6 protein-coding genes are annotated in these 13,269 nt (G+C 34.3%); 2 read left to right on the forward strand and 4 right to left on the reverse strand.

Annotation, left to right across the window (positions count from 1 at the left end; genetic code table 11):
* Positions 1-425: 425 nt before the first annotated feature.
* Together truA and ACFOWM_RS12535 are read right to left on the reverse strand one after the other, a co-directional pair.
* Entirely contained in the window at positions 426-1,181 is a 756-nt protein-coding gene (truA, locus tag ACFOWM_RS12530; protein WP_379710661.1) for a tRNA pseudouridine(38-40) synthase TruA, read from the reverse strand.
* A gap of 6 nt (positions 1,182-1,187) precedes the next feature.
* On the reverse strand, positions 1,188-2,333 hold the full coding sequence (locus ACFOWM_RS12535) for a DUF4476 domain-containing protein (protein ID WP_379710663.1): 1,146 nt from the start codon (positions 2,331-2,333) through the stop codon (positions 1,188-1,190).
* A 110-nt stretch (positions 2,334-2,443) separates the two neighbouring features.
* Between ACFOWM_RS12535 and ACFOWM_RS12540 the strand changes: the two genes are divergently transcribed.
* On the forward strand, positions 2,444-4,876 hold the full coding sequence (locus tag ACFOWM_RS12540) for a M1 family metallopeptidase (RefSeq protein ID WP_379710665.1): 2,433 nt from the start codon (positions 2,444-2,446) through the stop codon (positions 4,874-4,876).
* 804 nt (positions 4,877-5,680) lie between these two features.
* On the opposite strand, the gene ACFOWM_RS12545 is transcribed toward ACFOWM_RS12540, so the two are convergent.
* Positions 5,681-9,694 (reverse strand): reprolysin-like metallopeptidase, encoded by a 4,014-nt coding sequence (locus ACFOWM_RS12545; protein ID WP_379710667.1) that lies wholly within the window; start codon positions 9,692-9,694, stop codon positions 5,681-5,683.
* Positions 9,695-9,825: 131 nt separating this feature from the next.
* Here ACFOWM_RS12545 and ACFOWM_RS12550 point away from each other — a divergent pair, with 131 nt between their 5' ends.
* On the forward strand, positions 9,826-12,312 hold the full coding sequence (locus tag ACFOWM_RS12550; RefSeq protein WP_379710669.1) for a ligase-associated DNA damage response DEXH box helicase: 2,487 nt from the start codon (positions 9,826-9,828) through the stop codon (positions 12,310-12,312).
* A 52-nt stretch (positions 12,313-12,364) separates the two neighbouring features.
* Here the strand turns inward: ACFOWM_RS12550 and ACFOWM_RS12555 are convergent, their stop codons facing one another.
* On the reverse strand, positions 12,365-13,171 hold the full coding sequence (locus ACFOWM_RS12555; RefSeq protein ID WP_379710671.1) for a 2,3,4,5-tetrahydropyridine-2,6-dicarboxylate N-succinyltransferase: 807 nt from the start codon (positions 13,169-13,171) through the stop codon (positions 12,365-12,367).
* Positions 13,172-13,269 lie beyond the last annotated feature (98 nt).

A 13,269-nucleotide genomic window follows, 5' to 3' on the forward strand; every position in this document is an offset into this window, starting at 1 on the left:
AAGATCTTTATTTTTAGCCTCTCAGCTACCCTCTTTTTCAATCGGGTTGCAAAAGTAAAAACTTTATTTTATTTAACCAAAAATTTCTTATTTATTTTTTTAAACTTCTCTAAGCTTAAAACCCTTTTTTGAACCGGGTTGCAAAAGTAATCCCTCTTTTCCTAATCACCAAATTTATTTTAATCTTTTTTAAAACTAATCGGCTCATTATCACTCCCTTACAACAACTTAAGATCTATACCCTTTTTCTCAATCGGGTTGCAAATATACAACCTCTATCCTTACCAACAAACTTATTTTTATAACTTCTACAACCTCTCCCCCAAAACACAAGCCCATACTCACTCTTACAACTAAAAAAAAATTTATACAAAAGGCGGTTTACAGGAGAATCAACGTAGAAAATGAAACATTGTAGTTATACTTTACAAGAATATATCATCATTGTAACCTACTTCTTTTAAAAATAAACCATGTGATGGCGTAGAGAAGTCTGTTTTTGTAGGGGACTTACTTTCAATAATGTTTTTAAATTCATTCAATGAATATTTACCACGACCAACTTTTAACATGGTGCCTACTAAACCACGTACCATCCCTCGTAAGAAACGATTACCTTGAACATTATAGACTAAATCATGAAGCTGTGTAGCCCACACACTTTTTGTTAGGGTACAATTGTAGGTAAAGACTTGTGTATTTTTTTTTGAAAAACTTTGAAAGTCTGAATAATCTTTTAAAACTTCAGCAGCTTGATTTAGTAAAGCAATATCTAACTTAAATGGATAGTAAAAGGAAGTTTGATCTTTAAATGGATTTTTTGTTAGATGTATATTGTATTGATATGAACGGTACAAAGCATCGAACCTTGCATGGGCATTTGAGTTGGTTTGCTTTATGGACTTTACAACAATATCGTTAGGTAGGATTGCATTGAGATGGTATATAGCTTTTGGAATAAGATTGATATCTATTTGAAATGATGCATCGAAATGAAAAAAGTTTTGAAGTGCATGAACGCCAGCATCAGTTCGGGAAGAGCCTGTTAAAGGAACGCTTGTTCGAAAATAAATAAGTAAAGCTTTTTCTACCTCTGCCTGAATGGTATTAGCGTTTTGTTGTATTTGAAAACCTGCATATGCAGCCCCATTATAAGCTACCTCTATAAAATACCTTTTCATTACAATTTATTTACCCAGCATATCGCTGAAGCGTTTGATGAAATAAGAATCTGTTAATTCTGCTTTTAGAGATTCAAAATTTTGGGTATCGTATACGTGGCTGTATGATGCAACAAAAAATTTATACTTTCCATTGTCTGTCAAGAAGAGTGTGCTTAAATTTTTAATTTGTGCTACGGAAAAGCATTTAGATTTAAAATATTTATTGGCTGCGTTGATTAAGTCATCGTCATTGGAAGATGCCGCCATTTTTTTGCGTAGTTTAAAAAAATCATCGTCATTAGCATTTGCTTTACAATCTGAATTGATGTTTACAACTGGTGTACTTTTTACATCTACGTTAATTATTGGCTCTTGCGTTGGTTGCGTTGATGTTGCCTTATTTAACGAGGCACTAGGTGTTTGAACTGATTCATTTGCTTTTGCATTTGGATTTTGTAAATCAATATCAAGAAATCGCTTATCTGCTTTTGGGGTTTCGGCAACTGTTGATGTAATTATTGGTTCAGTATATTGTGGTTTTGTTGTGTTTGTTGTTGACTGTAAAACATCTACCGGAAAAAAGATTTTGATTGTATCGGTATTTTCGTCTGTATAAATGAAAGTTTTACCATCAACATCATTCACAGTTTCTAATTTTTTAATGGTATTGATAAAAGATTTTTGAGTTGGTTTATTTGTTACTTGTGTGGTAGTTGTAACTTGGGTAACATCTTTTTTAATAGAGAGGTTACTATTGGTTGCACCTGATAATGAATTAGCAAACATATCATCATTATCAAGTGTAGTTTTAACAGGAGTTAGCGAAGGTTGCCCACTCATGGTAATTTGCATAGTTTGAATATTGTATAAACCCCAACCCTTTTCAGCAAAATTTTTTAATAAATATCCTGCATCAGCACCATTAATTGTTAATGCGATGTTTTGTTGTGGCCACTGATCTTTCGGGAAACCAATATTTAATGAATAATTACCATTAGACAATTTTGGTATCACGATATAGCCAGACGATGATGAACTCAATAGTTTATCATTCATTTTTATATAAAAAGGTTGTTTATTATCTGTTTGTATGTAAACAAAATAATGTTGTTGTGCTTTAGCAATTGTAGGTATTAGGATAAGTAAAGCGATATATAAATATGATTTCATGTAAATGAGCATTTAATATGCAAAACTAAAGATTATGAATGGTTTACCATTTATAAAAAATTGTGATAATTTTTATGCTTATCAATATACATTTACAAAAAAACAAAAAGATGAAAAGAATTTTAATGCTTTTTAGTATTGCAGCATTACCATTTTGTGTGATTGCTCAAAAGGCTGAAAACAATGATTGGAAGCGAATTTTTCGTGAAAGCTATCCAAGAACCAACGATTTAGTACATACCAAGTTAGATGTACGATTTGATTATGACAAATCATATTTATATGGTAAGGAGTGGCTTACATTACAACCACATTTTTATGCTACAGACAGTGTATTGTTAGATGCAAAAGGAATGGAGATAAAAGAAGTTGCTATAATGAAAGGGGCAACAAAAACTCCTTTGAAATACAGTTATGATGGTATGCAAATTAACATTAAGCTTGATAAAACTTACAAAGCAAACGAAAAGTACACTTTATACTTTGATTATGTAAGCAAACCAAATGAAATAGAGGTTGCCGGGAGTGCCGCTATTACTGATGCCAAAGGTTTATACTTCATTAATCCAAAAGGGGAAGAAAAGAATAAACCTACACAAATTTGGACCCAAGGCGAAACGGAAGCTAACAGTGTTTGGATGGTAACTATTGATAAGCCCAACCAAAAATCAACAGAAGAAATTACCATGACGGTACCTGCAAAATATGTAACCTTGAGCAATGGTTTACTCATAAGCAAAAAGGTAAATACTGATGGCACTAGAAGTGATTATTGGAAAATGGACTTGCCACATGCACCTTATTTATTTTTTATGGGAGTAGGTGATTTTGCTATAACTAAAGATACTTATAAAGGAAAAGAAGTAAGCTATTACACAGAAAAATCGCAAGAACCATTTGCAAGAAAAGTATTTGGTAATACACCAGAAATGATGAAGTTTTTTTCTGAGAAATTAGGAGTAGAATTTCCTTGGCAAAAATATGCTCAAATAGTTGGTAGGGATTATGTAAGTGGTGCAATGGAAAATACCACTGCAACTTTACACCAAGAGAGTGCGTACCAGAATAACAGACAATTAGCAGATGGTAATGCTTGGGAAGAAACTATTGCTCATGAATTATTTCACCAATGGTTTGGCGATTATGTAACTGCTGAAAGTTGGAGTAACTTAACAGTTAATGAAAGTTTTGCTAATTACAGTGAATATTTGTGGGATGAATATAAATATGGGAAAGACTTTGCTGATGACCATAATTTTGATGATATGCAAGGTTACATTTCAAGTGGTAGTGAAAGCAAAGATTTAGTAAGATACCGCTATGCAGACAAAGAAGATATGTTTGATGCTGTTAGTTACAACAAGGGCGGTCGTATTTTACATATGTTGAGAAATTATGTAGGTGATGATGCCTTTTTTAAATCGCTTAATAATTACTTAACTACCAATAAATTTAAAGCTGGAGAAGCTGCACAACTAAGATTAGCTTTTGAAGAAGTAACTGGGAAAGACATGAATTGGTTTTGGAACCAATGGTATTATGGTAGTGGTCACCCAAAATTAAAAATTGATTATAGTTATGATGATGCAGCAGGTAAAGCAATGGTTACCGTAGCACAAACGCAAAAAGGTGATAAAATATTTAAATTACCTATTGCTGTTGATGTTTATAGTGGTACTGATAAAAAACGCTACAATGTTGTATTAGAGAATAAAATAGATACACTTTACTTTAATTATAGTAAAAGACCTGATTTGATTAACGTTGATGGCGATAAGATATTATTAGCTGAAAAAACAGATAATAAAACAGAAGAAAATTTTATTTACCAAATTAAAAATGCAAAAAACTATTTAGATAGAAAAGAAGCTATTGATTTCTTTGCCAAAAAATCGATGCCAGAATTGGCCAAAGGTTTATATGACAAATACAGTGGAATCAAAATTTTAACTATACAAAAATTGGGCGCATCATCTTATAAAAATGATGCTGTAGTGTTAGAAGAAATTGCATCATTGGCTACAAAAAGTATTGATAAAAAAGTAAAAGCTGCAGCTATTAATTATTTAGTTAAAAATGGTGATGCAAAATATTTAAGTATTTATCAAAGTGGAGTAAACGATTCATCATATTCGGTTGCAGGAGCAGCTTTAAAAGGATTGGTAGCACTTGATGCCAACAACGCATACACATTAGCAAAGAAGTTTAGTAGTGATGCTAAAGGCGCTTTAGGTGCAGCAGTAAATGATGTTTTAATTAACAATGGTACAGAGGCAGATTTTGATTATTTAAATACAAAATTTGAAGATGCCCCATTATCATTTGAAAAAATACAGTTAACTAACAAGTATGCAGATTATTTAGCCAAATTAAATGACCTTACTAAAGTTAAAAAAGGTATTGATGCAATTATTAATTTTAGAAACGGTATTCCTGAACAATTTAGGGGAAATGTTGATGGTAGTTTTAAAGCTGCACTAGCTAAAATTTCAAAAGCTAAAGGCGCTGAAATAGAAGCTTATATTAATGCTGCTTTTAAATAATAAAAAATGAAAGATATAAAAAAGCCGCTTCATTTTATGAAGCGGCTTTTTTAAAGTTAGTATGTATAGAAATAGGTTATACTTAAAATATGAAGATTTATATTAAAATACCTGAAAATACTATTTATACTGTTTATTAGTGATGGAAACTGAACAACAAACCATCATATTTATCATCTCTAAAAAATATTGAATAATTATACTTTAAGTTAGTTGAGATTATTAGTATTTCAATGTATATTTTAAATTAATTGATGCTGCACTATTCATTCAAAATAGTAAGAGTATCGGTATTTTCATAAAGTACCTTAAATGAATAATTCAAAAAAAATATGCTAAAAATTGTATACCAATTTTACATCTCTTTACTTTTTTCAAAATACTTTTTATTGAAAATGACATTGAATTTACCAATTTAAAGTAAGTTATTACTACTATAAGAATTAAATATCCTATAAAGAAATATTTCATTTTAAAATTTGTATTATCAACTCAATGACTTTTATAGAATTCATATAAATATTCAACATAAAAAATGAAAACTTCGAATTAGCCTCCGTTTAATGTTGTTCTTTAATTTTTGTTCATTTTAAAAATAAAAATCATTTCTTTTTACTCTGAATTAGGTCACATTAAAAAGCTTTATCATAAATCGATTTTCTTAAAATGATTTGCAAAAAATAGTTATTAATAATCAATTATATTTTTCAAACATTCATTTTACATACTATCTAAAACAACGAATCCGATTGCTATAGCAATCGGATTCGTTTATACATATTAAATTGAAGTATTAGGTATTCATTACAATCCTTTTACTACTTTACCGCTAGCCAGTTGTTTACCGCTTGCGTCACGTAATTCAACTAGGTAGGTACCTTGTTGCATTCTTGACATATCAACGTCCATTCTACCATAAGTACCAGTAACCGTAAAGCCTTTACTGAATACTCTTGCACCTTTAGCATCATACACATTTAAAGTTGCATTTCTTGAAGTGGTAGTTGCACTATAGAAACGCACTTGCATTGTAGTACTAACAGGATTTGGATAGATGAATAGTTGGCTGCTCACTAAAGAATCAATTCTTACAATATTTGATAAACTCACACAGTTTGAAACTGGATCAGTTATAGAAACTTGGTAAGAACCAAAACCATCAACATTGATAGGTAAACTAGGGTTAGTATTTGAAATTACCGATCCATTTTTTAACCAAACATAATTATAGTTGCCTACAGGACTAACTGTGGTAAATAAACCTGAGTTAATTGATGGGTTTAATGAAGTTGCATTTGCAGCAGTTAATACAACAGTTGGTCTGTTTGTCAAAATTAAAGCTGCTGCTGGTGTTGTAACTACACCACATGGTATACCAGAAACAATTACTCTATATAAATTACCATTTAAAGTTAATGGAGCATTATTAATTGTATATGTTGCTGCAGTACCACTTGTTGCAGGATTTGCAGGAATACCAGGTACAACGTTTGTAAAAGTAGTGCCTCCATTAGTACTCACTTGCCATTGGTACGATAAAGTACCACCTGTTGCTGCCACACTAAAAGTGTAAGTATCGCCGGCGCAACCTCTTTGAACCGTTGGGTTTGCTGTAACTGTAACAGGGTTATTAACTGTTAATACAACAGCGTTTGATGTAACTGGAACTGTAGGTGAACAAGTACTTAGAATATTCACTCTGTATTGGTTGTTATTAAACGCCAAAGTGGTAGCAGGGGTTGTATAAGTTGCATTTACTGCACCAGCAATGTCAGTAAATGTAGTACCACCATTGGTACTTACTTGCCATTGGTAAGTTAACCCTGTACCAGATGCAGCCACACTAAATGTAGCAGTATTTGGAACACAAGCTGATTGAGCTGTTGGTTGTGTAGTAATTGTTGCTACTGTATTTACTGTTAAACGTACTACGTTTGAAGTAACTGCACCACCACAAGCAGTAGTTAATTGCACCCTGTAGAAAGTATTATTATTTGCAGGTGTTGTAATGGCTGTAGTATATGTGTTTGATGTACCACCAGTACCTGTAGAAACATTCACAAATGGGCCACCAACAGCTGCCGATTGTTGCCATTGATAACTTACACCCGTACCAGCACCTTGAACTGTGAAGGTTGCTGCAGCATTATTACATACCGTTACATCAGTTGGTTGAGTAGTAATTGAAGCCACACTATTTTCAGTTAACACGGCAATGTTTGAGGTTACAGTACTACATTGAGTTGAAACAATAACTCTATAAGCTCTACCATTTAAACCTGTAGATGGACCTGTGGTATAACTAGCTGCTGTAGCACCAGCAATATTAGTGAAAGTGCCTGTAGCTGTTGGAGCTGTTTGCCATTGATAGGTTACACCTGATGTACTAGTAGTTACACTAAAATTAGCTGTAGCTGGAGCACAAACTGTTACATTTTGAGGTTGTGCTGTAATGACAGGAGGAGCACTTTGGTTAATTACAAAACTAATTGTGGTTGTATTTGTAATAGCACCTGCAGTACCTGTAACGGTAATGTTATAAGTACCAGCTGGTAATGTATTAGCATTATTTAAGGTTGCTACTGTACTGATTCCAGGTGTAACTGGGTTTGGTGCAAAAGTAACCGTAGTTCCAGTTGGAACGCCACTAGCTGTTAAGTTAATAGGTGTAGTAAAAGTTCCTGTAACTGTAGTAGGTATGGTAACATTTAACGTTGCAGCTGCAGGGCAAGCAGATGTAGTTGGTGTAGTTGTACCAAAGCTAAAACCATTTGGTGGTACTGTAATGGTAAAGTTGGCATTTGACACATCAAAGAAAACATTGTTGATTGCTTCAACTTTAACCCTTGCAGTTGTTGAGGCTGTATTTGGTATAACTACAGCCTCTGTACCATCGTTTGCTGTGCTTGCCAATAATACTGTTGGATAGGTTAATCCACCATCAGTAGATAAAGAAATTTTTACATTCGCAGTACTAATAGGAGCTACGTTCGTTGATGCTACATCCCAAGTGATAGTTTGTGTAGAACCGCCAACATAACTTTCTCCACCATTAGGTGCTGTAACCACAAATGGGGTTGTACCTGAAACAGATAAGGTAAATGGAGTTGATGATTGACAACCACCACTACCAACTGAAGTAACACCACCACCACCAGCTCTATTATCTCTAACAGTTAATCTGAAATTCATTGTTCTTGCTGCTGTTGGCAATGTTTCACCTTTTAATCCTCCAAGTGTAGCTGCCGGATTTGTAGGATAATTTGCCAATATTACAGCGTTATCTGGGAAAGTTCTTGAACCTGTAATTTTTGGTACTCGTGATTTGAATAATGGGCTAGTTGTGTTTGCGTTTCCACCATTCCATGTTGTTGTAGGACCTAAATCCCACTGTTCCCAACAATAAGTTAAAGCATCTCCATTAGCATCAGTTGCAGTCCCTACAAGTGTAAAAGGCGTTGAAGGTGGAATGCTTAAACCTGCAGGAGTGGTGATAGTTGCAACTGGTAAAGTATTTCCTGTTGCTATAATAGTTCTACAGCTGGCTCCACCTGCTTCTAAAAAATCACTTATTTGATCAAAACTTCTGGGGTGAAAGAAAGGATCACTATTATTTTGGATATTATCTGAACCACATATACCTGCATAAGCTTGAATAGTGGTACCACTACCTACTTCATAGGCACTTGATGCTGTTCTATTAGGAGCAGCGCAATTAAGAGCTGTACTGTTAAAAGTATGAGAACCACCAAATTGGTGGCCAACTTCGTGTGCTACATAATCAATATCATAAGCATCTCCTGTTGGTGATGGACTTCCTGTGATACCTCTTGCTTTAGTTGTACCACATACACAACCTAATTGAGCTAAACCGCCACCACCTGTGCTAAATGTGTGTCCAATATCATAATTTGATGGGCCAATATTGCCATCAATTACTGTTTGACTTTCATTTATAAGGGTGTTAGCATTATTATTACCATTGAAAGGATCTGTTGCTGCATCTAAAAATTCTACAGTTGCGTTGTTTGCGATCAAAATTAATCTGATTGATAAATCACTTTCGTACACTCCATTTACCCTATTAACCGTTGTAACAATTGCAGCATGTAATAGGGCTGGGTTTGTACCAGCCGCAACACCAGGCGCTTGAGCATATTCACCAGTACATGCAACTGCTAACCTGTAAGCATATAATTGTGTACCACGGCATAATGCATTAACATTGTTACCGTCAAAAGGACGTGCAATATCTAACACTTCATTATCTGAAACACCACATTGCATGTTTCTTGGTTTAATTAGATCCGTTCTGAAGTAACTAATGTAATTATTGATATTACCGATAGCGTACGGATCAACGTAATACGTTCCTTTTCCATTCACAGTTAAAACTTGTGCATGAAACCCTCTAGGAGTATAATCAAACCTAATTGTAGCATACGGATCGCTAATACCTTGTCCTGCGTATGTTCTAATGTCACTGAACTTAGCTTGTAATGCTGGCTCTTGAATACTACTTTCCCAAACATGGAACGTAGCTGTAGTACCATCTGGCATTGGTATTGCCAAAACAGGCGTTTGATTTCTTGTGTAGATTATATCTTTTTCTTGTGGTAAACTTGATAAGAAAGATTTTATTCCTTCATTATCTAAATTAAGCACTCTGTACTGTGAAGGTTTTATTACTCTTGATTTACTATTTACCATTGTATTGGTTTCTTTAGCGTCTACAAAAAATGATTTTTGAGCGCTAACAGTAAATTGCAAAAGTGTCAAAAACAAAACAGTTAGAAACAACTGGTAAATTTTTCTCATTTTGTATTATTTTTTAGCTAAATTATTACATTTTGATTAATTAAACTCAAAAGTGGCGAAATCTATAAAAAGCAACATATTAACAGTTATAATGTTGTTACTAATGAATTTAGTTTATATCTTAGCTTTAAGTGGAAATTAAGATTGATGATATAAATTCTAAAGGTTTTGATGTAATAAAAAAATGGTTTCACGATAAAGAAATCCAACCTTTTGATTTTCAAACAAAAACTTGGCAACAAATACAGCGCAACCAATCAGGGTTGGTGAATGCGCCAACCGGCTGTGGTAAAACATTTGCTGTTTTTTTAGGTGCTATCATACAATTTATTGATGCACACCCTACCAATTACACCTCCAAAAAAAATAATGGTTTACAGCTTTTGTGGGTAACCCCATTAAGAGCATTGGCTACAGATATTGAAAAAGCCATGAATGCGGTTGTAAATGAATTGCAAATTCCATGGCAAATTGCCGTACGTAATGGCGATACTACCACAAGTGAACGTGCAAAACAGAAAAAATCATTACCAGAGGTATTGATTATTACACCTGAAAGTTTACACTTGTTTTTAGCTCAAAAAAATACCTCTTCTATTTTTGAACATTTAAAAATTATTGCTGTTGATGAGTGGCATGAATTACTGGGAAGTAAACGAGGCATTTTGGTTGAATTAGCTGTGGCTCATATAATTCATTTACAACGCAACAATAATATTACCGTTTGGGGAATATCAGCCACCATAGGCAATTTAGAAGAAGCCAAACAAGTATTGTTACAACCAACACAACAAGAAGGGTGTATTATAAAAGCAAACATTCGCAAGCAGTTTGATATTGTGTCAATAATACCAGATGAAATTGAAAAATACCCATGGGCTGGGCATTTAGGCATAAAACTGGCTGATAAAATTTTACCCGTTTTAAATGAACACCTTACTACACTATTGTTCATTAATACTAGAGGTATGAGTGAGATGTGGTACCAAACCTTACTCAACATTGCACCTGAACTTGCTGGCATTATAGCACTTCACCACGGCAGTATTGAAAAAGAATTAAGAAATTGGGTGGAAGATGCTTTGCATAAAGGCATATTAAAAGCAGTGGTATCAACATCAAGCTTAGATTTAGGTGTTGATTTTAGGCCTGTTGAAGCGGTTGTACAAGTAGGATCGCCAAAAGGCGTAGCTAGGTTTTTGCAAAGAGCAGGGCGTAGCGGCCACCAACCCAATGCTACTAGTATTATATATTTTTTACCAACGCACTCGTTGGAATTAGTAGAGGCAGCCGCTTTAAAAGAAGCCATTGATGATAACATTATTGAAAGTAAACTACCCCTTACCCTTTGTTTTGATGTACTAATTCAATTTTTATGTACCATAGCTATTGGTGATGGTTTTGATGCTGAAAAAATGTATGAAATTGTAAAAAGTACTTTTTGCTACCATGAATTAAGCGTTGAAGAATGGCAACAAATTTTACAATTCATAACAGTAGGTGGTATTGCCTTACAGCAGTATGATGATTTTAAAAAAGTAAATATTATTGATGGTAAGTATGTTATTACTAGCCGAAAAATAGCCATGCGCCATCGCATGCACATTGGCACTATTGTGAGTGATGCTATGCTGAAAGTAAAACTTTTACACGGGGGCTATTTAGGGGTAATTGAAGAGTACTTTATTTCAAAACTACAACCTGGTGATGTGTTCACGTTGGCTGGCAGTAACCTCGAATTGGTGATGATTAAAGATATGACCGTTCAAGTAAGAAGAAGCAACGCCAAAAAATCAATTGTACCTAGTTGGAATGGCGGCCGATTACCTTTGAGCTCATCACTTGGTTTTATGCTACGTAAAAAGTTAGATGATGCAACTGCTCAAAATGCTAAAGCACAACAATCAATTGAACTTACCGCACTAAAACCATTGTTTGATTTACAACAACAACTTTCAGCCATACCCCATCAAAATCAATTACTCATTGAACATATTGAAACCAAAGATGGATTTCATTTATTTGTTTACCCTTTTGAAGGCCGCTTGGTACATGAAGCAATGGCTGCTTTATTAGCTTACCGGTTAAGTAAAATAACGCCCATTACATTTTCTTTCGCCATGAATGATTATGGCTTTGAACTACTCAGCGACCAACCTATACCTATTGACGATAGTAATGTATACGAATTGTTTAGTGATGTAAATCTTTACGCTGATATTCAAAAAAGTGTAAACGCTAGTGAAATGGCTCGGCGAAAATTTAGAGATATTGCCGTAATTGGTGGACTTATTTTTCAAGGCATGCCTGGCGAATTTGTAAAACAAAAACACTTACAATCATCTGCCAGCTTAATTTTTAATGTACTAAGTGAATATGAACCTAACAGCTTATTGTTAAGACAAGCCTATAACGAAGTAATGAGCCAACAAATGGATGAACCTCGTTTACGCAATATGCTGCAACGTATTCAGCAAGGCGATATCGTTATTACTTATCCCACAGCTTTAACACCTTTTTGTTTTCCTTTAAAAGTAGATAGCATTAGAGAAACCATGACATCAGAAAAATTAGAAGACAGGGTAAAGCGTATGCAAGCACAACTCAATAAATTATAAAAAAGCCATCGGCATCATTATTACCGATGGCTTCTCCATAAAAATAAAAAAACTATACAGCTACGTTAAAATCTCTCAACGCATCGTTTAAACTTGTTTTTAAATCTGTACTAGGTTTACGTTTACCAATAATTAATGCACAAGGCACTTGGTAATCGCCGGCGGCAAAACTTTTGGTATAACTACCCGGTATTACAACACTACGTTCTGGCACCAAACCTTTGGTTTCAATTGGCTCAACACCCGTTACATCAATTATTTTGGTTGATTGTGTAAGCACAACATTAGCACCCAATACGGCTTCTTTTTGTACCCTCACTCCTTCTACAACTATACAACGGCTGCCTATAAAACAACCATCTTCAATAATTACTGGGCTAGCTTGCAAAGGCTCCAATACACCGCCAATACCAACACCGCCACTCAAGTGTACATTTTTACCAATTTGTGCACAACTACCAACTGTTGCCCAAGTATCAACCATAGTACCTTCATCAACATAAGCACCAATATTTACGTACGATGGCATCAATACAACATTTTTAGCCAAGTAAGCTCCATAACGTGCCACTGCATGTGGTACAGCACGTACCCCTAAACTTTTATAATCACTTTTTAATTTCATTTTATCATAAAACTCAAAAGGAGGTAACGTATACGTTTCCATTTGTTGAATACCGAAGTACATTAAAATAGCTTGCTTTACCCACTCATTAACTTGCCAACCATCGGCCACAGGTTCGGCCGTACGCAATTGCCCTTTATCAACTTGTTCAATTACGGCTCTTACGGCATCTTTATAAGTTTCATCAGCTAACAACGCTCTATCAGCCCAAGCGGCTGCAATTAAATTTTGCATGAAATGTTTTATTTTTTTGTAAAATTACTAAATAAAAAGGTGGACTTTTGCCATAATTTTTTGGAACCCAGCATAACCGCTTCGAGCAACTTCAGTGG

The organism is Ferruginibacter yonginensis (genome assembly GCF_042651465.1).
Lineage (GTDB): Bacteria > Bacteroidota > Bacteroidia > Chitinophagales > Chitinophagaceae > Ferruginibacter > Ferruginibacter yonginensis.